Origin of the sequence: Cronbergia sp. UHCC 0137, assembly GCF_034932285.1 — a bacterium.
Lineage (GTDB): Bacteria > Cyanobacteriota > Cyanobacteriia > Cyanobacteriales > Nostocaceae > Cronbergia.
The window spans coordinates 4,504-28,060 of the sequence record NZ_JAYGHC010000053.1 but is presented as its reverse complement, the minus strand read 5'-3'; the positions used below and the strand labels follow the sequence as shown (position 1 = coordinate 28,060).

Annotated in this window: 24 protein-coding genes and 1 pseudogene; 15 read left to right on the top strand and 10 right to left on the bottom strand. The window is 39.0% G+C overall.

All coding sequences use genetic code 11. The annotated features are described in order from the left end of the window. Nucleotides 1–72: 72 nt before the first annotated feature. Both VB711_RS21245 and petN read right to left on the bottom strand, forming a co-directional pair. A complete protein-coding gene (locus VB711_RS21245; protein ID WP_323288285.1) occupies nucleotides 73–234 on the bottom strand; it encodes a hypothetical protein in 162 nt (53 codons plus the stop codon). A 7-nt stretch (nucleotides 235–241) separates the two neighbouring features. Continuing rightward, nucleotides 242–328, bottom strand: coding sequence for a cytochrome b6-f complex subunit PetN (gene petN, locus VB711_RS21240; RefSeq protein ID WP_013189847.1), 87 nt, complete (start codon nucleotides 326–328; stop codon nucleotides 242–244). 303 nt (nucleotides 329–631) lie between these two features. On the opposite strand from petN, the gene VB711_RS21235 reads away from it, so the two are divergent. After that, nucleotides 632–1,087, top strand: a complete 456-nt coding sequence (locus VB711_RS21235) for a hypothetical protein (RefSeq protein WP_323288284.1) — start codon at nucleotides 632–634, stop codon at nucleotides 1,085–1,087. Between the two features lie 11 nt (nucleotides 1,088–1,098). Next, a complete protein-coding gene (locus VB711_RS21230; protein WP_323288283.1) occupies nucleotides 1,099–1,650 on the top strand; it encodes a 3'-5' exonuclease in 552 nt (183 codons plus the stop codon). A 225-nt stretch (nucleotides 1,651–1,875) separates the two neighbouring features. Here VB711_RS21230 and VB711_RS21225 read toward each other — a convergent pair whose 3' ends face one another. Then, complete coding sequence (locus tag VB711_RS21225) at nucleotides 1,876–3,111, bottom strand: glycosyltransferase (protein ID WP_323288281.1); 1,236 nt, start codon at nucleotides 3,109–3,111, stop codon at nucleotides 1,876–1,878. A 227-nt stretch (nucleotides 3,112–3,338) separates the two neighbouring features. On the opposite strand from VB711_RS21225, the gene cofH reads away from it, so the two are divergent. Continuing rightward, nucleotides 3,339–4,463, top strand: coding sequence for a 7,8-didemethyl-8-hydroxy-5-deazariboflavin synthase subunit CofH (gene cofH / locus VB711_RS21220; protein WP_323288280.1), 1,125 nt, complete (start codon nucleotides 3,339–3,341; stop codon nucleotides 4,461–4,463). A 108-nt stretch (nucleotides 4,464–4,571) separates the two neighbouring features. Further along, nucleotides 4,572–4,970: a photosystem II protein Psb27 gene (psb27, locus tag VB711_RS21215; RefSeq protein WP_323288279.1), complete on the top strand. Its 399-nt coding sequence runs from the start codon at nucleotides 4,572–4,574 to the stop codon at nucleotides 4,968–4,970. An 87-nt stretch (nucleotides 4,971–5,057) separates the two neighbouring features. Here the strand turns inward: psb27 and VB711_RS21210 are convergent, their stop codons facing one another. From VB711_RS21210 to VB711_RS21195, 4 genes are all read right to left on the bottom strand, one after another. Further along, nucleotides 5,058–6,326 carry a murein transglycosylase A gene (locus VB711_RS21210; RefSeq protein ID WP_323288278.1) on the bottom strand — a complete coding sequence of 423 codons (1,269 nt, stop codon included), beginning with the start codon at nucleotides 6,324–6,326 and terminating at the stop codon, nucleotides 5,058–5,060. A gap of 200 nt (nucleotides 6,327–6,526) precedes the next feature. Next, nucleotides 6,527–7,138 carry a DUF3226 domain-containing protein gene (locus tag VB711_RS21205; RefSeq protein ID WP_323288277.1) on the bottom strand — a complete coding sequence of 204 codons (612 nt, stop codon included), beginning with the start codon at nucleotides 7,136–7,138 and terminating at the stop codon, nucleotides 6,527–6,529. Then, a complete protein-coding gene (locus VB711_RS21200; RefSeq protein ID WP_323288276.1) occupies nucleotides 7,138–8,235 on the bottom strand; it encodes an AAA family ATPase in 1,098 nt (365 codons plus the stop codon). The genes VB711_RS21205 and VB711_RS21200 overlap by 1 nt, the downstream gene beginning before the upstream one ends. Before the next feature lie 484 nt (nucleotides 8,236–8,719). After that, nucleotides 8,720–11,167, bottom strand: a complete 2,448-nt coding sequence (locus VB711_RS21195) for an ATP-dependent Clp protease ATP-binding subunit (RefSeq protein ID WP_323288275.1) — start codon at nucleotides 11,165–11,167, stop codon at nucleotides 8,720–8,722. 279 nt (nucleotides 11,168–11,446) lie between these two features. On the opposite strand from VB711_RS21195, the gene VB711_RS21190 reads away from it, so the two are divergent. After that, nucleotides 11,447–11,743 (top strand): DUF3288 family protein, encoded by a 297-nt coding sequence (locus VB711_RS21190; RefSeq protein ID WP_323288274.1) that lies wholly within the window; start codon nucleotides 11,447–11,449, stop codon nucleotides 11,741–11,743. Between the two features lie 399 nt (nucleotides 11,744–12,142). Further along, nucleotides 12,143–12,268 (top strand): photosystem I protein PsaX, encoded by a 126-nt coding sequence (locus VB711_RS21185; protein WP_323288273.1) that lies wholly within the window; start codon nucleotides 12,143–12,145, stop codon nucleotides 12,266–12,268. Between the two features lie 139 nt (nucleotides 12,269–12,407). On the opposite strand, the gene VB711_RS21180 is transcribed toward VB711_RS21185, so the two are convergent. Then, nucleotides 12,408–13,274, bottom strand: a complete 867-nt coding sequence (locus VB711_RS21180; protein ID WP_323288272.1) for a branched-chain amino acid ABC transporter permease — start codon at nucleotides 13,272–13,274, stop codon at nucleotides 12,408–12,410. A gap of 204 nt (nucleotides 13,275–13,478) precedes the next feature. Between VB711_RS21180 and hrmK the strand changes: the two genes are divergently transcribed. The 5 genes from hrmK (at nucleotide 13,479) to larE (ending at nucleotide 18,245) form a co-directional block, all read left to right on the top strand. Then, nucleotides 13,479–15,314 (top strand): hybrid histidine kinase/response regulator HrmK, encoded by a 1,836-nt coding sequence (gene hrmK, locus VB711_RS21175; RefSeq protein WP_323288271.1) that lies wholly within the window; start codon nucleotides 13,479–13,481, stop codon nucleotides 15,312–15,314. A 173-nt stretch (nucleotides 15,315–15,487) separates the two neighbouring features. Then, nucleotides 15,488–15,736 (top strand): hypothetical protein, encoded by a 249-nt coding sequence (locus VB711_RS21170; RefSeq protein WP_323288270.1) that lies wholly within the window; start codon nucleotides 15,488–15,490, stop codon nucleotides 15,734–15,736. After that, nucleotides 15,726–16,148 (top strand): putative toxin-antitoxin system toxin component, PIN family, encoded by a 423-nt coding sequence (locus tag VB711_RS21165; RefSeq protein WP_323288269.1) that lies wholly within the window; start codon nucleotides 15,726–15,728, stop codon nucleotides 16,146–16,148. Before VB711_RS21170 ends, VB711_RS21165 begins: the two co-directional genes overlap by 11 nt. Before the next feature lie 236 nt (nucleotides 16,149–16,384). Beyond that, the gene (locus VB711_RS21160) at nucleotides 16,385–16,948 is read left to right on the top strand and encodes a Uma2 family endonuclease (protein WP_323288268.1); all 564 of its coding nucleotides are present in this window, start codon (nucleotides 16,385–16,387) and stop codon (nucleotides 16,946–16,948) included. Nucleotides 16,949–17,429: 481 nt separating this feature from the next. Next, a complete protein-coding gene (larE, locus tag VB711_RS21155) occupies nucleotides 17,430–18,245 on the top strand; it encodes an ATP-dependent sacrificial sulfur transferase LarE (RefSeq protein WP_323288267.1) in 816 nt (271 codons plus the stop codon). A gap of 7 nt (nucleotides 18,246–18,252) precedes the next feature. Here the strand turns inward: larE and VB711_RS21150 are convergent. Further along, a pseudogene (locus VB711_RS21150) lies at nucleotides 18,253–18,375 on the bottom strand (TIGR00297 family protein); the annotation flags it as partial. A gap of 92 nt (nucleotides 18,376–18,467) precedes the next feature. Here VB711_RS21150 and VB711_RS21145 point away from each other — a divergent pair. Genes VB711_RS21145 through VB711_RS21135 form a run of 3 tightly spaced genes read left to right on the top strand, consistent with a single transcriptional unit; the run spans nucleotide 18,468 to nucleotide 22,607 of the window. Continuing rightward, nucleotides 18,468–19,469, top strand: coding sequence for an ATP-binding protein (locus VB711_RS21145; protein ID WP_323288266.1), 1,002 nt, complete (start codon nucleotides 18,468–18,470; stop codon nucleotides 19,467–19,469). 38 nt (nucleotides 19,470–19,507) lie between these two features. After that, the gene (locus tag VB711_RS21140) at nucleotides 19,508–22,117 is read left to right on the top strand and encodes a S8 family peptidase (protein ID WP_323288265.1); all 2,610 of its coding nucleotides are present in this window, start codon (nucleotides 19,508–19,510) and stop codon (nucleotides 22,115–22,117) included. A 58-nt stretch (nucleotides 22,118–22,175) separates the two neighbouring features. Further along, entirely contained in the window at nucleotides 22,176–22,607 is a 432-nt protein-coding gene (locus VB711_RS21135; RefSeq protein ID WP_323288263.1) for a VOC family protein, read from the top strand. Here the strand turns inward: VB711_RS21135 and VB711_RS21130 are convergent. Further along, nucleotides 22,537–23,205 carry a triacylglycerol lipase gene (locus VB711_RS21130; RefSeq protein ID WP_323288262.1) on the bottom strand — a complete coding sequence of 223 codons (669 nt, stop codon included), beginning with the start codon at nucleotides 23,203–23,205 and terminating at the stop codon, nucleotides 22,537–22,539. The genes VB711_RS21135 and VB711_RS21130 overlap by 71 nt on opposite strands. Before the next feature lie 84 nt (nucleotides 23,206–23,289). Between VB711_RS21130 and VB711_RS21125 the strand changes: the two genes are divergently transcribed. Continuing rightward, nucleotides 23,290–23,557: TIGR02450 family Trp-rich protein (locus tag VB711_RS21125; RefSeq protein ID WP_323288261.1), on the top strand; the 268-nt coding region annotated here is incomplete at its 3' end.

Sequence of the window (23,557 nt, the reverse complement as noted above, 5' to 3'; positions counted from 1 at the left end):
CCGTAGGTGGGGAAGGTTAAATGGGAAAAGGTCAAGGAGATGAGTTCCATCCCCGTCCCTTTATCCCGACTATCATCGCCGTTTGGTAGGGCTGCGTCTGAGTTCGCGTGCTTCGTCTTCTCGACGACGGCGATCGCGCCAGTCTGCTAATGTTAAATAAATAACACCGCCTGTAACTGTTACTAACAGCACTATGGCAATTAAAGCTAAAATATTCAGGTATGGACTTTCCACGATTCCCTTATAGTCCGTTACGTCCCCAAACTACCATGGAAATCGACCAAGTAAAGACGACTAACAGTGATACCCAACCCAATGTCAAAATCATAGTTCTAGGTTTTGAATAATTACAAAATGTCTCTAATACTTATCATAACGGGAAAAGGTAGTTAATTGGTTAAATCTATTAGGAGTTACGCATTGACAGAATCTATTAGATAAGGATTATCAATTATATCTCTTGTAGGGTGCGTCAGACCCGGTAATTGAGCATCTAACAGACTTTCTCTATCTGACGCACCGCACTAATATGGGATGACAAAAGCCTGAAACTAGGCAATTTCGTTTATACATATCATCTGCATTTTGTACAGTGCATAAGTTCTATCTATGTAGAAGGCTTGACAAGATTATGGAACTGATGGCGGAACGGTTAGAATCCCTGAAAGCAGGAATTATTGGCGGGTTATCTTTAATTTTAGCTTTCTTAATCACCAGTCTTGTAAATAATTTGATGTTGGGTCAGTATTTTCCTCTGCTGATAATGGATAAATCTAATCTAGTTAATTTACATTTTTTACTCAGTGGTTTAATAGCGGGCTTTTCTGGGTTTCTCTTTGGTGTGACTTATCGGTATATTATCCGCGTAGATACAAATCCTCAACTCAAATCTGGGGGTGTGTTTGCTTTTGGTTTGGTGCGGGGGTTAACTCAGATAGAGGTAGGCTGGGGTTCTGGCACAATTTTACCTTTTTTGGTGTTGGCAGGTGAGAGTATTTTGTGGTTTGCTTTGGCAGCTATTGTTCTTGATATGACTATAAAAATTGGTTGGCTGAAACCGTTTTTATCAATTGATACTAAACTTTAAATTATTTACCAATGAATGATTATTTTCTGATTGTTGATCTTGAAGCTACTTGCTGTAACCAAAAGAGTATACCGCGTCACGAAATGGAAATTATAGAAATTGGTGCGGTAATGTTGAATGGAAAAACTTGGGAAATTGATTCGGAGTTTCAACAATTTATCCAACCTGTTCGACATCCCCAACTTACAGCTTTTTGTACGGAATTAACTAGCATTACTCAGTCACAAGTTGAAGCAGCAGATTTTTTTCCAGAAGTAATTCCCCGGTTTAAAGAATGGATTGATTTATTTCCTCACAGTATATTCTGCTCTTGGGGTAATTACGACAAAACACAATTTATCCAAGATTGCAAATTCCACAATGTTTCCTATCCTTTTGGTTCAGAACACAGAAATATCAAAACGGAATTTTCGGAATATTTGGGTGTATCTCGTAAGTTTGGTATGGCAGAAGCTCTCAACCATTTAGGGCTAGAATTACAAGGAACTCATCATAGAGGAATTGATGATGCTCGTAATATTGCGGCGATTTACCGTTATATGCAAACTCAAAAATTCGGTTAGTTTTGGCGACTAGAAGTCGCGGCTACACAGGCAAAACCCACCTCCGTGGGTTTCAAACCTGACAATCCTGTTCATTCTTAAATCCTGGATATCCTGACACAGACAAAACCCACCTATTCCTACGGAACGCTACGCTAACGTGGGTTTCAAATCCTTAATTTTTCTAGTGAATTATATTCGCCAAAATTTTTCTCCTGACTCCTGACTCCTGACTCCTAGCTGTAACTATTTCACATCTGTGACTCGCCAACTTAGTTTAAGGTTAACCCAAAAATTCCAAATTGTGGCAACAGCGATCGCTATGAGGTTGGCAATGTAACGATTGGGTATGATAAAATTAAATACTAAATTTAATATTAGTACATTCAAAACTAAGCCAGCCAAACAAATAATATTAAATTTCAAAAATCGCTTGAGTCTTTGTCTCCATTGGTTTTGGTGCATGGAAACATCGGCAAATGTCCAAGCATCATTCCAGAGAAAATTATTACAAATTGCGATTTCACCGGCTAAAATTTTACTTCGAGTTAAGGGTAAAGCTAAGGTTGTGGGGTCACTGAGTAAATACAGCACGGCCATATCCACAAATACCCCACTCAGTCCAACTAAACCAAAACGCAGAAATCGACCAAGGGGGAAATTCATGTTTTGACTAATTTTTCCTAAACGTCCTGTGGATAATCGTAAACGCAACAGGTGATGAATGTATTCTAAATATTGTTTCCAGGTGACTTTACTTTCTCCTTCTTTGCGTTCACAAAATACATACCCTACTTCGGCGATTTCACCGACTTTTCCCCGGCCAATCACTTCTAGGAGAATTTTATAGCCTACGGGATGGAGTTCGACGTTAGCGATCGCTCTCCGTTGTACCATGAAATATCCGCTCATTGGGTCGGAAACTCTCCCTAGTACCCCCGGTAGGATGATTAACCCCAAAACTTGCGCCCCACGGGATAAAAACCGTCTCATGGCACTCCAGCTACTAACACCACCACCTTCTATGTGACGACTGGCTACTGCCAAATCTGCTTCCTGTTCCATCTTCTGTAACAGTTGTAGCAGCACTTCTGGAGGATGTTGAAGATCCCCATCAATTACACCCAAAACCTGCCCTCTAGCGACTTGCCAGCCCCTAATCACGGCTGAAGATAGCCCCCGTTCTTGTTGACGACGCATCACGCGCAATTGGGGATATTCGGAAATTAGCGATCGCGCTACTTCCCAGGTATGATCAGGACTATCATCATCTACTATAATTAATTCATACTTACCAAGTAATACCTGATCTAATAACTCACTTAATATTCTCACTACCCGATCAATATTATCTCGTTCTTTATAGGTGGGAATCACTAAAGAAAGATAGATTAAATCATCACCCGATAAATCCCCTGATGGATATTCGGGAATTTTTAATAGTCCAATGGGTACAGTTAACAGAGAACTGGATGAGTTCATAAAAAAGTAAATTTTAAATATTAATAGTGATCGAATCTGTGTTCATTTTTAATATTTTATGTGTTAAAATTGATATGGCGATTAAAATTATAAAATAGCTCCTAGTTAGAAATTACCTTATTTCACCGCACTGACTGTAATTCAACAAATGTCAATAATATAACATCAAGAGTTGAAAATTTTAATTAATTGTCAAAATTAAATAAGTAGTTGAGATTTGATAACCTGTGGCTAATATAACTATAGATTCTATTCTAGAACGTGCCTTAATGGGGTACGATTTATCTGCCTCTGAAGCCGTAATTTTACTAAAACAAACTCACCCAGAGGCTTTGACTGCTATTCAAACCACAGCAGATCAACTCCGTCAAAAACAAGCTGGTGATACAGTTACTTACATCATTAATCGAAATATTAACTTTACTAACGTATGTGAACAACATTGTAGTTTTTGTGCATTCCGGCGAGATGATGGTGATGAGGATGCTTACTGGTTAAATTGGGCGCAAATTCTAGAAAAAACTACGGATGCGGTGCGTCGAGGAGCAACTGAAATCTGTATGCAAGGGGGATTACACCCACAAGCGCAAATCAATGGTAAATCATTACCTTACTACCTGAAATTAGTGAAAACTATCAAACAGGAGTTTCCGCAGTTACACTTACACGCTTTTTCTCCCCAGGAAGTGCAGTTTATCGCTAGGTTAGATGGACTCGAATACAGTCAAGTGATTACAGCTTTGAGTGATGCGGGTGTGGGTTCTATGCCAGGAACAGCCGCAGAAGTGTTAGATGACGACGTTAGACGGGTATTATGTCCAGAAAAGATTGATACAGCCACCTGGCTAGAAATTGTCAGTACGGCACACAAATTAGGTGTACCCACAACTAGCACCATGTTATCAGGGCATATTGAAACCCCAGAACAACAAATTGGACATTTAGAAAAATTGCGATCGCTCCAAAAAACCGCTATTGAACAGGGTTATCCAGCAAAAATTACGGAATTTATTGTTTTACCCTTCGTAGGCCAAGAAGCGCCTAAATCCTTACGTCGTAAGGTAGGGAGAGATCAACCAGTTTTAGCAGATGCGTTAAAACTCATGGCTGTGTCGAGAATATATTTAGGAAACTGGATACCAAACCATCAACCAAGTTGGGTAAAATTGGGGTTAGAAGGAGCTACAGAAGCCTTAAAATGGGGTTGTAACGATATCGGTGGTACATTGATGGAAGAACACATTACCACCATGGCCGGGGCTATTGGGGGAACTTGTATGGAAGTAGAAACATTGCAAAATGCGATCGCTACTTTAGGAAGACCATATCAACAACGCCATACTATATATTAGCAGGATACGGCGAAGGGAATAATTTTCAAATCAACAAACCGATAATTCTAAAGATCCTGATCCAGGATAGGATTAATTTTAATTCCCGTATTGTTTTACTTAACGCTTATGAAGCCGTATTGGTCGCGTCTGCTTGCTCTAGTTTTAGTTGTAGCCATTGGTCTAATCGGCTGCACCGGTAGTCCTGACAGCTTAACAGGTGATTATCGTCAAGACACCCTAGCTGTAATTAACACTTTAAAGCAGGCCATAAATTTAACAAACGATTCCCCTGACAAAATAGCCGTTCAAGCAGAAGCGCGTCAGAAAATTAATGACTTTTCGGCTCGTTATCAACGGGTTAACTCTGTTTCTGGTCTTAACTCCTTTACGACTATGCGAACAGCCCTCAACGGACTAGCTGGACACTACAGTTCTTACCCCAATCGTCCTATCCCCGAAAAGCTGAAAACCCGTTTAACAAAAGAACTACAGCAAGTAGAAGCCTCCCTCCGACGTGGCGCTTAATATTAAATATCTGCTGAAAAACCAAGTAGAGACGTTCCATGGAACGTCTCTACAAATCTCTGGTCAATCAAAGTAAATAATATAGTGTTATTTGCTAGACTTGAGTAAAGGGTAAAATAACTGACCATAACTGACAGTCAGACCAGCGCGATCGCCCGCAACCTTACCAGTCCCTAAAAAATAGTCTACCCTACCTGCCCCCTTAATTGCCCCTCCCGTATCTTGGTCAAGGACATAACGGCTAACAGTACGATGTTCCAATTGTTTATTTTTATTAAGATAGGGAAAAGGAGCGCGAATTAATGCTAAAGCACCAGGAGGCATGAGAGACTTATCTGTAGCGATAGAACGTTCTGCGGTGACAGGGACATTAATAGAACCTTGAGCCGCTGCGCCATTGGTTTCTCGAAAAAAGACAAAACTGCGATCGCGGGGAATGTAAATATTTAAGTCTTGGGGATATTTTCGGAAATAATCGAGTATAATGGGCATGGTTAAACCTTCCAAAGCCACCTTACCATCATCGACCAAAGACCGACCAAGACTTTGATAATTATGACGGACATTACCAGCGTAACCAATAGTAGTTTCTGTTCCGTCGGTTAACTTGAGTCGTCCTGATCCTTGGATTTGAATGATATAAGGTTCCAAGCGATCGCGAAACCAAAACAATTCTAACCCCTTTAATTTACCTTTTGAACCCTGTAAACCATCTGCACCTTCCAATTCTAAGCGCGTAGGATGAGGTAAAGACCAAGAATTTAAATTAGGGGGTAAACGATAAGCAGGATAACGAAACTCTGCTGTGGGTGTCCGACTAGCTGAATATAGAGGTTCGTAGTAGGCTGTAAATAAGACAGTACCTTTGTTATCTTTTCCCACAGATTGGTAAAAAACAAACTCTTTTTCCATCGCTGCGTGTAATTGGGAAGCAGAATTAGTGGAAAGGAGTAATTGACGAAATCTTTGTAAACTTTTGTAAACGCGATCGCGAGTAATACCCGGTACTGAATAGCGTTGATAAGCAATAACAGAATTTTTAGTTTGGAAATAGCGCAAACTGTGATTAATAGACTTTAAAAGTGCTTGTTTGTCTGCTATTTGTTCATTTTCAGTTCCATAAATTCTTTCATCTAAACAAGAACGATCTTTTTCACAACAAGTAACAGGTAATCTTTCAACCAGTACAGGAGAAGAAGTTTGATTTTTAGGTGTTAAAGTTGTTGGTAAATCCCATTTTTTAACTTGACATCCAACTGAACTTAGGTCTTGATTTCTAGTTGGTTCTGTCCGTACCAAAAACACCGATAAAAAGATAGGTAAGCTGATAGTAATAGCGGTTAGTATTTTTTTCATGTCATCAAATTATTGTTAATATAGTGGTACTTGATTGAGATATAAGAACCCCACGAGAACATTCCAGTTTAGCAACGTGGTAAATATGATCTGATTTCAAGATCCATAGAAGTCTTAAATTTCAAACCTTTATTAAATGAGTATAATTACTCAATGTCCCAACTGGGATGCACCCGACCCAAGAGCCATATTTACCTCTACTATAAACTTTCCAAAAATTGTTTTAAACCATCAAAAGCTGAACTATTCCAAGGAAAATAACCGGCTTGTGCTGCTTCTCCCAAACGCATATCTGGTTTAATCTGTGATGCTAACCAAACTTTTAAACGTGCCTTTGCTATTTCTTTTGTATCTTGTCCCACTGTATAAGAAATACATTTAAAATAGTCATCTATACATGATATAATTGGGTCTGATTTTACTGCTTCTAAACAAACATCTTCTAACATTCCACTATTTTGATAATCTGGAATAATCAACACACTAACCTTGAGTTTATCTCCCACAGTTTCTTTAGTTTTACTTGGTATCGGTAATTTAGCATTTTTTAAAAAGCCGCATATACTATCAAAAGCATTATTTGTTGACTTATCTGCATCCCTGGTAATACCTAGTGAAATCAACTCTCTATAACCTGGACGCAATGGTAATGTTTTTAAATAATTACCGAGTTTATCCTTACCTTCGTATGCTTCTACCTGAACATCAGTAATATTTAGATATTTGAGCAATCCCTGAAAAAATCTCACCTCATCAACTCCCTCTCCAAGCAATAATTTTGTCTTATAAATATCCCCCAATTTACCAGACATTAACGTATCTCCCAATTAAATTCATCAGAAGTTTCTAAAGCATCTTGATCATAAGTAAAAGCTTGAATATCATCATTGGTTCTATCTAGTCGATGATAGCGGAAATCGTATTTATCACTATTTTTAAATGCCTGATGTGCTGCTAAAATACACTCTCGACTATGGGTAGTAGCAAATACTTGTACATCTGCTCGTCTAGCAGCATTAGCTATTGCTTTCCAGACATTGGTTAAAACTGAATGATGTAAACCATTTTCAATTTCGTCAATTAGGATAATTCCACCTTTAGCATTGGCTATTGCTAAAATAATTGAAAGTAACCGTCCTATACCTTCTCCCATTAGTGGTAATGGTACAAGCTCACGCATACCTATATCCCCATAGATTATTGGTTCACTATTCCCCACTAATACAGTTAGTCTTTGTAAGCGTGGTTCTAATAAATTTAGCGTTTCTAAAACTTCATCTTGCTGCTTTGCAAGTTCTAGCTTGCTGTAGCGAACTACATCTTCCCTTGTAGATAGCTTTTTAGTTGTTAGATATATTCCTACAGGGAAATTATCTAGTCGATATTCTCCAACTAGACTACCATGAACTGTTAAAGCAATATGTGATGTTGTTTTTTTGGTTTCATCTTGATATTCAAAAACTAAAGTATCGTATGGTCTAACTTCTGTTGTATGTGATTGTTCAGCCAAGACAAGTTCAATTTCATCATCAAATAACGAGCGTCTTAGTATCTTGGCTTCATCTGATTCAGCTAAACGAATTTTTAAAATTCTACGTTGAAGGTTACTATCTTCTAAACAACTTAGTTCAATAGTTTTTTGTGTGTCTTGATTTTGTAAACATGATCTAAGTTCTTCAATATTATATACTTCGTTACTATTTAATTTACGATTTACTGAAATTCCTCGGAATTGATTAATTTGTAATAAGGATTTAGGATTACCTGGATTAATAAAAATAAAAATAGCTTCTAATAATGAAGTTTTTCCAACATTATTTTTACCACCAATTAAATTAATTCGTTCCAATGGCTCAATAGTCAAATCCTGGAAACAACGGAAATTTTTGAGTGTTAATGAATGTAACATATATTAAATAGGGTTTGCTGAAAAAGTCATTTGGTTAGGGCTAGGAGTCAGAAGTCAGGAGTCAGGAGTCAGGAGGAAGAATTAGAAGGAGATCAGAATATTCTCAAATCTGGGTAAATGAACGGTTTTTGATGATTGCATCGCTTATTTCTTGCACCTTCTCCTACTTTTTTCAGCCTGAAACTGTTGATATATCTAGGTTTTTGGTTTATTCAGCAAACTCTAAATAATTGCCTCAGTAATAAAGCAATACTTGTCGGTTAAGCTAAAAACATTAAATCAGGTAGGTTGGGTTGACGTTAGGAAACCCAACATTTACGGGCTTTTGTTGGGTTGCGCTACAAAAACTCTTAACCGATAAGTATTGAGTAATAAAGTACCATAACTTCCCATATTATTTAATTACTCAAAAGTATACTCCTGCCTCACACCCTAAATAAAGGCTAGAGACAGGAGTATTTACTAAATTCAAGCAGACAATTAATTAACCAGCTTTAGCTAATAGCAATTCGCGGGTTTCTTCTGTTCTAACTATTACCTGACCATCATCATTGACATCAACGATCGCTGTATCACCATCTAGTATTTGACTAGAAAGCAGTGCTTCAGCCAAAGAATCTTCCAACAGACGGGTAATAGCACGGCGTAAAGGTCTAGCACCGTAGCTAGGATTATAACCTTCCCGCACCACAAGCTCCTTAAAGCTGTCTGTAACTTCCAGTTTAATTCCCTTTTCTTTCAACCGAACAGCTACTTCACGCAGCATAATCTCAGAAATTTGTTTGACTTCATCTTTGTTCAGTTGAGTGAAGACAATAATATCATCAACACGATTCAGAAATTCTGGACGGAAGTACGCTTTTAATTCCTCATTCACCAAACTGCGAATCCGGTTGTAACTGGCTTCCGCTTGGTTGTCAAATTCAAAGCCTAAACTACTACCACCTTTTTCAATTACCTTAGAACCAATGTTAGAAGTCAAGATAATTAAGGTGTTTTTAAAGTCCACTTTCCGACCTTTTGCATCGGTCAGGTGTCCATCATCCAATATTTGCAGCAGCATATTAAATACATCAGGGTGTGCCTTTTCGATTTCGTCGAATAGCAACACTGTGTAAGGTTTGCGCCGTACTGCTTCCGTCAGTTGTCCGCCTTCGTTGTAACCAACATAACCAGGAGGTGAACCAATCAGCTTGGAGACGGTGTGGCTTTCCATGTATTCGGACATATCTAACCGAATCATGGCTTCTTCAGCACCAAAGAAGTAAGCGGCTAAGGCTTTGGCTAATTCAGTTTTACCCACACCAGTGGGGCCTGAGAAGATAAAGCTGGCGATTGGGCGGTTGGGACTCTTTAACCCGACACGGGCGCGACGGATGGCGCGAGAAACGGCTGTCACCGCTTGTTCTTGACCAATCAGGCGTTTGTGTAAGGTGTCTTCTAGGTGTAATAGTAACTCTGATTCCGATTCAGTCAGTTTGTTAACTGGTACACCAGTCCAGGAGGCGACGATTTGGGCAATATCTTCTTCATCCACAATCGGGACGTTGATTTTGCCGTTTTCCAAGTCCGTGTATAGTTTTCCTTGCAGTTCTACTTCTTGGTCACGGAATTTGCCAGCTTTGTTAAAGTTTTGCAGTCTGACTGCTTCTTCTTTGGCTTTGGTGACACCAATCAATTCGCGCTTCATTTCCTTATCGGTGGAAGTGCGAGAGTTACGCAGTTTGACGCGGGAACCAGCTTCATCAATCAGGTCGATCGCTTTATCTGGTAAGAAGCGATCGCTAATATAACGATCTGCTAACTCGGCGGCTGCTACCAAGGCTGCATCGGCAATATGTACCTTGTGGTGTTGTTCATAGGCACTCCGCAAACCCTGGAGAATTTGGATTGTTTCTTCTACAGATGGTTCTCCCACCAAAATTGGTTGAAAACGACGCTCTAGGGCGGCATCTCGTTCAATATGTTGGCGGTATTCATCCAAGGTGGTTGCGCCAATACACTGGAGTTCACCCCGCGCTAGGGCTGGTTTCAGGATGTTAGCGGCATCTAGACCGCCTTCTGTCCCCCCTGCACCGACTAAAGTATGAATTTCGTCAATTACGAGGATGATATTGCCTTCTGAGCGAATTTCATCCATGATCTTCTTGAGGCGTTCCTCAAAGTCACCCCGGAAGCGAGTACCAGCCACGACGGATCCCATATCCAGGCTAATAACTTGCTTGTTGAGTAAAACTTCTGGGACATCTTGATTGACAATCCGTTGAGCTAATCCTTCAGCGATCGCTGTTTTACCAACTCCCGGCTCCCCAATCAACACTGGATTATTCTTAGTCCGGCGACCGAGAATCTGCACAGTCCGTTCAATTTCCTTTTGACGACCAATTACAGGGTCTAGTTTGCCTTCATGGGCTAATTTGGTCAAATTTCTGCCAAATTCTTCTATACTTAGCGATTGGGTACGTTTAGAACCGCCACCACCAGCGAAAACAGTTACGTCTTCACCCAAACGACTAATGACCGCAGAACGGATGGTCTGCAAATCAACGCCCAGATTTTGTAGTACCTTGGCGGCTACACCTTCGCCAGCTTCGGTTAAACCCAACAATAAATGTTCAGTATTTATGTAGTTATGTCCAAGGCTATGAGCTTCTCTAAAGGATTGCTCAAAGAGGCTTTTTACCTTGGGGGTAAAGGGAATTTCTGGTGGAACGAATCCAGAACCACGGCCGATAATCTTTTCGACTTCCCGACGGGCATCTTTGAGGTTAACGCCCAATTCAGCCAGGACTTTAGCCGCGACCCCTGTTCCCTCTCCCATCAAACCCAGGAGAATTTGTTCCGTCCCTACAAAATTGTGTCCCAGGCGGCGTGCTTCCTCCTGGGCTAACATAATTACCCTAATGGCTTCGGAAGTGAAGTGTTCAAACATAGCGGGCTATTGCTCCCTTGCTGCTTGGACTTTGGGTGAGATAAAGTTCACCCTCATCTAAAGTTTCTTGTATTTTCTTAAAGATAATGTAACTTTATTTAAAGTTAGATGCCAGTAGTAACAGCCGTATGAGGTAGGGTGTAGTTGCCGTCATCAGCCTGTTTAGGTAAGTTTTTCGCCTACTTTAAGATTATGATATCTTAATTCTTACTTTCAGGTCTTAGATCAACTTTTTATCTCCAGTTACGGAAAAATTTATCATTTTAAGTTGTAAGAATTATGACAGAATCTTTTAATGGCAAAGATCAACAACATCCCCTCTACAACCGCGATCGCCCCTCTATAGATATTTTACTCTCTCAAGAGCCAACAGACTACAATTTAGCAGAATTGGCTAGATTGCGAATCCGTTATCAAGGTTTTCCTGGTGCGCGGGACACTCAGCGAGATTTAGATCAAGTCTTACAGCGTTGGGGTTTGACGGAATCTGACTTGTTTGAAAAAACCCGTCAGTTACACGATGTTGGCGGAATTTATAAAAGTCGGGGTAAAAAAGAGGAGCAGGATTGGAATTGAAGAGAGGCAGGGGGCAGGGCTGACAGGTGTAGGTTTTTAATATTATCTGTGAAGGCAGGACTTGGAAGACAAGGAGGTATTGTAGACAAGGAAGATTTTATACAAGAAATGGTCTGTTGAGCTTCAGTTTTTGTGACCAATCGTACATTCTTTGTACAGTTTTCCTCCCTTGTCGCCTTGTCTACCTTGTCCCCCAAGTCTTGCCCTTACGACAATGTAAAATACCTACCCTTGTGAGCTGCCCCCTGCCTCCTGCTATAACTTATATATGGATTGTTGAGAAATTCCAGTCTCTTTAGAGCGGGGATCCTTAATGGTAAAATAATCAAGGCATATACCAATGGGAGCATCAGTAGCCCAGGATAAGTTTCAATCTATAAAAAATTAGGAGAAACGCTCATGACCGCTAAAAGTAAAAATTCAGCAGCAGCTAAACCTAGCTATGTCTTCCGCACTGGGTGGGCATTGTTGCTATTGGCTATCAACTTCTTGGTAGCAGCTTATTATTTCCACATCATCAACTAGATTATACTCAACACGGCTGAATAATTTGATTCTGTAGGCAAGGGTTTGGCGATGGTCAACCTCTACAACTCAGGGGTTTTGATGTTTCGGAAAAGTCAATTGCCCAACCGTGTTTAGTATAGATGTGGACTGGTGCTGCTTAAATTGTGCCTTTGAATAAACCTTTGGGACGAATGAGCAGCACCACAATCATGATTAACAGAGCAATACCTTGTTTGTATTGAGAACCTAACCAGGGGGTACTAGCTTCTTGAACAATACCAATAATAAACGCAGCAGCGATCGCACCGTAAGGATTACCAATTCCTCCCAAAATTACAGAAGCAAATAAAGGTAAAATTAAAAACCAACCCATATTCGGTCTAACAGCCGTAATCAACCCATACATACTCCCACCTAAAGAAGTAAAAGTACCAGCAATTACCCAAGTCCAAAGAATCACTCTATCAACATTGATCCCAGATACCCTTGCCAAATCTAAATCATCGGCAACTGCTCGCATCGCCTTACCAATTTTGGTATTTTGTAATAAATAGTGTAGAGCCAAAATAGCTACAACCGCTAACCCCAGTACCAGTAATTGATTTTGGGGAACTTTTAAGCCCAAAATATCCAAAGCCGGGGTGACAGGTAAATTATAATTCTGGTTTTTACCGCCCCAAAGAAAAATTATCCCATTCCTAAGAAATAAAGCCAGCCCAATAGAGATAATTATCAGTGTTGTAGAAGTTGCACGAACAGATCGCATTTTTGACCACAGCAGTTTTTCTGTCAGTAACATTGCTGCAACTGTGCCAATAGCTGCTAAAATCATCGACAACCAGATATTTAGCCCCAGAGTATTTACCAATAGGGTTAGATATGCCCCCAATGTCAGGAAATCTCCATGAGCAAAGTTAGACAATCGTAAAATTCCATAGGTTAGAGTTAGTCCCACGGCTGCTAGGGCAATAATACTTCCCACCGCAATCCCGTTGATGATTAATTGAGCAAGCTGCATATCCATAATTTAAAGTTGCGATGAAGGAAATTAAAGTTGTGATGAAAGAACTTCTAAATGTGTAATTTTATTTAAAAGTATGCCGATTACCCATTACAATCGACACTATCAGTTATGCTTGATCAATAAAAAACAATTGTGCAGTAATATACATAAAATCACCTTTGTCTCTTGTTACATAATAACCTTTGTTAAACGGTCGAGTTGACCATGCAGCAGTCTTCAAGTTTACCAGAACCAAACTTACATTTAGATGGAACGCCAAAGCTTTTGAAAACGATCCAACAACTGCGGTCTGAGTTATGGCTAGAGAGCAGCTTGAATCAGTTGCAGAGCAGCCTCAACAGTTGCTTGCTTTCTGTTTCTACCACAATGCCACAGGCAACAACCACAGAAGCAGAAATTTTTCAAACAGTAGTAAACGAACTTCATCAAGCTTTAAGTGCCAGTCGAGTAGGTATCGCTGTATTTTTACCACAAGCAACAGTGGGCAAAATGAGTTATATCTCTTGCTCTCCATCTTTGAGTTCACGAAATCCAATTTTAGAAGCAATTTTTACCAACGGGGAAAAACAGCGATTAAAATTACAAGATGGGGTGAGGCTGGAAGATTTACAACAGTTGGAAAAACAACAACCTCCCATTGCTTACCCTCTAATTGAAGATGTTAATGGTGTGATTTACTGGCTGATTATTGCCAGAAAAACTCATAAATCTGAGTATAAGTCACCTCATATTTTGCCAGATACATTGCAACTAGAGTTAATTAAGAGAACATCTTACCATTGTAGTCAAGCGATCGCTCAACTTAGACAAATACAATCTTGGCAGCAACGGGTTCAAGAATTAGCCACATTTAACCAAGAATTAGAACGCACTAATCAACTCAAAAACCAGTTTTTAGCTAATACCAGTCACGAAATTCGTACCCCACTAAGTTCGATTATTGGATTTACCCATTTATTACTAGCTCAAGGTTACGATCCAGATAAACAGCGCCATCAAGAATATTTAACGATCATCCAATCTAGTAGCAAACATTTACTAGCTTTGATTAATGATATTTTGGATCTTTCTAAAATTGAAGCTAACCAGTTAGAGGTGCAATGGGAAATAGTTGATGTACCGTCATTATGTCGCAATGTATTCGCTTTGGTAAAAGAAAAAGCTGCTAATAAAGGTTTAAAACTACGCTTAGAACTAGATCCTGATGTCAAAACTCTGGTAGCTGACCCGTTAAGACTCAAACAAATGCTGTTAAATTTACTGTTCAATGCGGTTAAATTTACGATTAAAGGTAGCGTTGGTCTACAGGTTAGCACAAAAGAGCAGTTTTTAGCCTTTACCATTTGGGATACTGGGACTGGCATCTCTGCTGAAAATCAAGCATTACTATTTCGTCCTTATTGCCAAATTGTTAACTCCGCAGTTAGTCGTGATGAAGGTACTGGTTTAGGGTTAGTAGTTACGCAAAAATTGGCAGAAATTCACGGTGGTTGTTTAAAATTAGAATCAGAAATTAATCAAGGTTCTCGATTTACTATTTTTCTTCCTCTTCAACAAAAAGAAGAAGTTTTAACAACACTAGAAGTTAAACCAGCAGCAGATTTAGAAGTAGGTGAAACAGCTAATTTATCTATCAATTATCCAGCGAAAATTTTATTGATAGAAGATGATTTACCCAATGGTAAATTAATGGAAATATACCTAAGTAAATTAGGTTATCAGGTAACTTGGGTGAAAAATGCAGATCAAATGTGGAAAATACTGGAAAAAATAGAGCCAATTGTGATTTTATTAGATGTAAATTTGCCAGCTATGAATGGCTTGAAATTAGTAGAACAATTGCGAAAAAACCCCAAATATCAGAAGATACCAATAATTGCTCAAACAGCAATGGCCATGAAGGGCGATCGCGAAACTTGTCTAGCGGCTGGTGTAAATGACTATATTTCTAAACCCCTGGATTTACCACTGTTAGCGAATTTAGTGGCCAAGTATAGTAAACCATTGACTGTAGATGAAGATAAGATAAAGTCAGAATAAAAATAAACCTCTAACGGTGGCACAATCCTGATCGACACAGCTTTAACGGCTCTCGTGGTTCATCGATACCACCTGCGATCGCGTACAGCGCGACCTAGTAATCGGATAACATGACAAATAATTCAAAAATTGAGATATGATTATAAAATAGAAGTATTAAAGATTAGCAAAATATGGCTACTATAGAAGAAATCACCATCAAAGTTCCTTCAGGTATTGCAGAAGCCTATCGCAGAGCGACAAAGGAAGAACAGGAACAAATTCAGTTAAAGTTTGCATCAATTATGCAGTTAAACTTCTGCAACTCTAGAAAAGAAGCGATTCAAAAACTTAGGAATACTATGGATGAAGTTAGTAAAGAATCCCAAGCAAAAGGTTTAACGCCTGAGATTTTGGAATCAATTTTGCAAGATGATGAATGAGCGGCGATTTGTATTTGACGCAAATGTATTGGTGAGTGCATTTTTGTTTAGTCAAAGTAAGCCACGTCAGGCACTAGACAAATCTCAAGATATAGGCATTATTTTGTTAACTGATTCAGTTTTGACAGAGCTACAAGAAGTTTTATCACGTCCTAAATTTGACCGTTATATCACCCTGTCGAAACGCAGAGAATTTCTGGAAATTTTAGTAGAAACTGCTGAGTTTATTAACATTACTGAACAGGTGAATGAATGCCGAGATCCCAAAGATAATAAATACTTGGAGTTAGCTCTAAGTGGAAAAGCTGAATGTATTATTACAGGTGATGAAGATTTGCTTGTCCTCAATCCCTTTCGACAGATTTATATTTTAAATGTTCAGAATTTCTTAGATAAGATTAATTCTGGTTGATACAAGCAATTTGTCTGAATCAGGATATCCAGGATTTAAGGATTTACAAGATGTGGTTTTTGCGTTTGCGGTTTATTGTCTTTATCTTTTGTAGGGTGCGTCAGACCCGATAATTTAGTACATAACAGATTTTCTCTATCTGACGCACCGCACTAATATGGAATAACAAAAGCCTGAAACTAGGCAACCATTTAGCATAACAAGTACCTTAGAACCAAAAACTTTTAAAAACTCTTATGAGCGTAACTACCTATAAATGGACAATTGAACGTTATCACCGGGCAGTAGAAGCAGGTATTTTTAACGACCAACCTATCGAACTACTGCACGGCGATTTGATCTTTATGTCCCCAGAACGAGAACCTCACGCTTACTACAACACAGAAGCAGCCGATTATCTCCGTCATGCCCTTGGTGCAAGAGTAAAAATACGTGATGCCAAACCCATCACCCTACCCAATGACTCAGAACCCGCCCCCGATATTGCCATAGTCAAACCTTTAGGGGAGGTATACTTAGAACATCATCCCTACCCCGAAGATATTTTTTGGGTCATTGAATTTTCTCAAGCTACCCTCAGCAAAGATTTAGGTCAAAAAAAAGATATCTATGCCCAAGCAGGTATTCCTGAATATTGGGTAGTCAATCTGAAAACACCACAGTTGCGAGTATTCCGAGATTTAAAAAATGGACAATATACGACAGAATTGGTACTAACGACAGGAACTATTGCTTCCCTAGCTTTTCCCGACGTATCTGTTGAAGTTGAACCTTTGATAGGTAGATCAAAAATCTTCTAAAATAGAAACGGTTGGATGGTAGAGAAATTTGGCAGGGATTGGGAAGTCAGTAACCCAGCCCTAAAGGGACTGGGCTTGTAAGAGCAATCAAGCAAGCCGTACTGACCAGACCACTCGGTAAAACGAGTAGCCGTTATTTGAGTCACGACACCCTGGAATGCGTAGCTAGTTCCCTGCTCTGTCGCTTGTAATTAAACAGTTCTAAGGTCACTGGAACAGTGTTGCAAGCCTAAAAAGCTCTTATAACAGGTCAAAGCTAACATTACTCCCGCAAGGGAAGGCTCTATTGAGCAAAACATTATGCGTACAGGGTGAAAAGTTTGAAACGGTAATTGTCCCGTCGAAAGTGCAGTACAACAGCACACCAAGCAAAGTAACCCCAAGGCGGTAATGGTTCTAATATTCAATGCCGTTAAAACGGCTAGTGTCGCTTCCCTCTCAGGGCTAAAGCCTCTGAGTTTCCCGCATACCGTGAGATTTTATGAAACTGACAGAAAAACTCAAGCAATTAACAGCTTTATTTGCAGAGATGGATCGGGCTTTAATAGCCTACTCTGGAGGAGTTGATAGTACATTGGTGGCGAAAATTGCTTATGATGCGTTGAGCGATCGCGCTTTGGCTGTAACTGCTGTTTCTCCTTCCTTGTTACCCGAAGAATTAGAAGACGCCTCAGTACAAGCCGCAACCATTGGGATTCCCCACAAAATAGTCCAGACTCACGAAATGGACAATCCCAACTACACCTCTAACCCCGTTAATCGGTGCTATTTTTGTAAAAGTGAACTCCATGATACACTCAAACCCTTGGCTTTAGAATGGGGTTATCCTTACGTGGTAGATGGGGTAAACGCCGATGATTTACATGATTATCGTCCCGGAATCCAAGCAGCAAAAGAAAGAGGTGCGCGATCGCCCTTAGCCGAAATAGGTGTTACCAAGGCCGAAGTCCGTCAACTTTCGCAACAACTCGGTTTACCTTGGTGGGATAAACCCGCACAACCCTGTCTGAGTTCTCGTTTTCCCTACGGTGAAGAAATTACCGTCGCCAAATTACAACGAGTCGGGAGAGGAGAAATTTATTTAAGAAAATTAGGTTGGCAAAATTTGCGCGTCCGTTCCCAAGGGGATACAGCCAAAATAGAATTACCACCAGCACAAATTAAAGATTTTGTATTAAATACAGATTTAGCAGCAGTCGTTTCTGCATTTCAAGACTTGGGATTTATCTACGTCACCCTAGATTTAGAAGGTTATCGCAGTGGTAAACTCAACCAAGTTTTGCAATTAACTAAGTAGGTTTCCTAGCGTGAAATAACCCCGCAGGAGTGAGTAATTTTTTGGGTGCGATCGTAACTATACCCAACAAAAATGTATTTAATCCAAGTCTCACTAACCACGGGTTTACAGAATAAAGTAAATAGTCCAGATTTTTTAGGTTATGATTTATAGTAAACTAATTTGCACAGTATAATTGTACTATATTAATCAAGGAATACTATTTTTGCTGAGAGAGGCATTATGAAAGCAGAGCTTCTCAAAAGGTTTTTTAGGGCGATCGCAAGTTCAGACCAAGAAGCGATTGATAAGCTGACATATCTAGTTATAGAAGAAGAACGCAGCAAGGGACATACCCTCCTAGCTGACCAGTTAGAGAATATTACGAAAAAAAGCCAGAAAGAGAAGCCGACCAACCTTAGCAAACCAGTTTCCTCTGCACCAGAAAAATTACAGGCTTTAAGTGAATTACCAACCAGTAAGCGATTTAATCTTCCCTTAGTAACAACTATACCAAGGGATAAACTAAGGCATTATATGATATTGCCTGAAAAGATTGAGAAGCGTTTCCAAAGAATTGAGCGTGAGTACGCAGCAAGAGATAGGCTTGCTCATCATGGACTATGTTACAGACAAAAAATTCTCCTTTATGGACCTCCTGGTTGTGGAAAGACTTTGGGAGCAGAGCGTTTAGCCTGGAATACAGGTTTACCACTTTTGAAAGTGCGATTTGATGCAATGGTTTCGTCTTTTTTAGGTGAAACTGCCAGTAATTTGAGACTGGTATTTGAGGAAGCTGCAAAAAATCCATGTTTATTATTTCTTGATGAATGCGATTCAATTGCTAAAACGCGAGAAGATTCTCAGGAAGTAGGAGAAATTAAGCGAGTAGTAAATACATTTTTACAAATTTTGGATGAATATCAACCAACATCTGGGCTTTTGGTAGCGGCTACAAATTTGAATAAATCTCTAGATACTGCACTGTGGAGACGATTTGATGACTTGATTGCCGTACCCAAACCAGGAGAAAAAGAGCTAGAATTTATACTAAGGGAAACACTATCTGCTATTGAAGTGGGATCTATCAACTGGACAAGAATTATTGAGCAGATGAGAGATTTTTCTGCGGCTCAAGCTGTGAGGGTGGCTCAGGATGCTGCTAAACGAGCGATTTTGGAGCGAGAGGAGTTAGTAATTCAGGAACACTTAGAAGAAGCGATCGCTGAAATCAAGGTTTCCTAGTTTTTTGAGTATTAAATTTTTGGTGTTTGGAGAAAAAAATGGTTCAAAGTTTTCAGGGTTTTCCACATATCAATCTTAAGTTAACAACAGAAGGACGTGCTGTACTGCGAGGTCGCAGCACAAAGAGTCCCCAAACAATTACTAATCTTAGTAATCGGCAGGGACATGGAAGTAAATTAAAGGGTTCGCTTGAATCCGTGATCTTTGATTGGCAGCAGGATAATCAAGAAAAACCACAAGAAGAACATCCGCAGTTTAAATCTAGACGTATTATCTTACAGATTGATCCTGGTTCTTTTGATCCAGATGGTTTGAAAGCATTTGGCATTGAATTGATTGCTGATACAGAAGATGGATATATTATTGGTGCATCAGCAGATATAGAACTTAGTGAACTCCAGAAAAAAATAGAAAAATTTATAAATCAGGAGTATGGTGGTAATAAAGTTGCCGAAATTTGGGAAATAATAGATGGTAAAAAAAAGCCAGAATTAATTCTTTCTCCTACTTTATTTGCTGAATTATATGGAAATTGGCTTCCAATAAAAGAAGAACAAATTTATACTGTTGATGTAGGTGTTGCTTGTGTAGGGACTGCAACAAAATTACCTAATTATCCCAAACGACAACCTCATGATACTGATGAGATTTTTACAAAAAAAGTTAATACTTGGATTCCAAAACGTGAATTAACAGAAGATGAATGGGAGAAATTATCTTGGGAAAGACAAGATGAATTTGAAGAGATTATTGAATTTTATAAAGGCAATATTATTAAAGGTTTTCAAGATGATGGAGGTGAACTTGGTACAGTTCGCTTACCTGATAGTTTTTCATGTAGAATTCAAATCTCAGGTAAAGGACTAAAAGATTTAATAGAGAATTATCCCTATATTTTTGAAATTAGTTCAGCAGATCAGTTTTCCGAAATGCTCTATCAGGAAGAATCACCTGATTCTAGCACTCCAAATTTTCAACTGGAAGCAGCAGATTCTAATGCTCCAAAAGTATGCATTATAGATAGTGGTATTCAAGAAATGCATTCTTTGTTAAAGGCTGCAATTGATTCACCAAATTCAACTTCTTGGGTTCCCGGTGAAACTGGTAAAACTCCTGATTATGTCAAAAATGGTGGACATGGAACTAGGGTAGCGGGAGCATTGCTTTATCCCAAGAAAATACCTCGCAGTGGTAAAGAGAAAGCTATTTGCTGGATACAGAATGCTAGGGTTCTTGATGCTGATTGCTACCTACCTATTCAAATATTTCCACCTCATTTATTAGAAAATATAGTGGAGTTTTATCATAATTTAAAAACGAGAATTTTTAATCACTCTATAACTGGACAAACTCCATGTCTTACTAGATATATGAGTGCATGGGCATCAACTATTGATAATTTAACATGGCATAAAGATATCCTTGTAATTGTAGCAGCAGGTAATTTACCTAGTGTTCCGTATCCTAAGAAACCTATTACAAGATTGTCAATACGAGAGCATCTTTCAGCAAATAGGCTATACCCAGATTATCTGCTAGAAAATTCATGTAGAATAGCTAACCCTGCACAAAGTTTTCAAGCTTTAACAGTTGGTTCAATTGCCTTAAATTCTTATCATATACCACCTTATTCTTCTATTGGACAAAAAGATCAACCCTCCGCTTTTTCATGTTCTGGATTTGGAATTTGGAATACTATTAAACCAGAAGTAGTTGAATATGGTGGTGATTTAGTAAAAGATGAAGGTACACCACTTAATATTCTTCTCCATAAAGATGTAGCTCCCGAATTAGTACGTTCAACCTTATATGGCGGTCCAGCAGTTGGATTTGATAAAGTTGGTACTTCCTTTGCAGCACCAAAAGTAAGTCATATTGCTGCCCGTCTAGCTGCTGAATTACCTAATGAAAGTTGCCTTCTTTATCGTGCATTAATAGTGCAATCAGCAAGATGGCCAGAATGGACAATGGCTGATGAAGTGAATAAACTCCATGTTGTTCGTCAAATTGGTTATGGTCTTCCTAATGTTGAGCGTGCTGTAGGTAATACTCCCAATCGTATTACTTTAATGACAGCAGGAGAACGACGAATTGTGGCTAAACAAGCTCATGTTTACCAAGTAAAGCTGCCAGAAAAATTACGTTCTCCAGGAGAGAATTTTAAGATTCTTGTAGAAGTTACTTTATCTTACAAAGCTCAACCACGCCGAACCCGCAGAAATCGCCGAAAATATCTTTCCACTTGGCTGGATTGGGACTGTAGTAAAAAAGGAGAAGATACAGAGAAGTTTCTAGAAAGAATTTTGAAAGAGTATGATGCTCCAGAAGATGCTGAAAAGGGAGATGATGGCTTCCAATGGACTTTGGGCAAGAAATCAAAAAAACACGGTAAAATAGATGGTGTTTCTAGAAGTGCAGGAACTATTCAAAAAGATTGGACAGTTGTAAATTCATTTGAACTCACAGACGCATTTTCTATTGCAGTTGTTGGACACGAAGGTTGGAATAATGATCCAGAAGCTAGTGTTCCATACTCTTTAGTTGTGAGTTTTGAAGCCATACGAACTGATATTTCTATTTATACATCAATGGTTGAGGCTCAAATTGAAACAGAAGTTAAAACAGAGGTAGAAATTCAATCTTTATAGATAGCTGATCCTACAGCCATAAAGAGTTAGAATAACTTAAACTCCAATTAATTGACCTATGAAACAAACTTTATTTCATCTCGCTTTTCCCATTACCAATATTACCGAAACTAAAACATTTTATGTTGATGGTTTAGGCTGTATCCCTGGACGAGAAAGCCCCCATGCTATAATTCTCAATCTTTATGGACATCAATTAGTCGCCCACATCACCAAAGAACCGCTAACACCTCAAAAAGGCATTTATCCTAGACACTTTGGTTTAATTTTTACTCAAGAACAAGATTGGCAAGAATTACTAGAAAAGGCTCAAACTAAAAACCTCACTTTTAGAGAAGAACCAAAAAGCCGTTTTATTGATTCTCCCCTAGAACACCATACTTTCTTTTTAGAAGATCCTTTTTACAACTTAATGGAATTTAAGTATTATCGCTATCCAGAGGCGATTTTTGGGAGTTCGGAACATAGCCAGATTGGGGATAGGTATTAATCGGTTCTGCTAAAGCCTTCGCTACTACTGCTAAAGTCCTAGAATCTTTTAACATCCAGGGGTGTAGCGCCACTGGTAAAATAACTTCCTTACCTATCGGCATTTGTGAACTTTTAGCTGGTAAGATCATTAAATCATAAGGTGTCCATATTGATGTAAAATTTAGCTGTTTTAACATCTCGACATCAGAATTTAAATCCTTAATCAAAGGACTATTAGGACGCATTTGCACACAGCCCGAAAGCCAAGAACCATAAGCAACAACAGTTCCCTGATGAGGTGATGAAATAGTAATAAATCTCTGTACCTTTTTGATTCCCCCTAATCGCTGAACATAATACCGACTAACAATTCCACCCATACTAAAACCCAGTAAATCCAGTGGTTGTTTTGGTTCAAAGTTAGTAGATACATAATTAGCTACCTGCTGCGCTAATTGATCAAGTAATCCAGCACCATTATTAGGTAATAAATCCAGAGTATACACAGACCAACCCTCTTGTCTCAAGTAACGCGCCATTTTATTGAAAACTGCCCCTGTATCATTGATACCGTGTACTAATAAAACTGGATTACGCTGTTGATGTTGAGTATTCATGCCAATTCTGTTAAATTAACCTGTAGAAAATTTAACCGAGCGCCATTTATATAGCAATGATTTTTAAATTTTAATTTGTTCACCATGCCCAAAAAACAAAAATTTCCTTACCTTGTTGGTTCTAAATGGACAGCACAGCAAAAAGTTGATGGCTGGCGACATTTTCGAGTCGTTAACCGTAAAAACCAGAGTAAATGGGTATATGCTGAAATAGTGGCTGCTTGTGACCCTAATGTTCGATTTTGGATTAATGCTCAGTTATTACAAGATAGTTCTCAGTGGCAAGCCGGCTGGCAAACATTAGAAGAAATCAAAGCTACTGACGATTATCAGGAATTAGAAATTAATAATT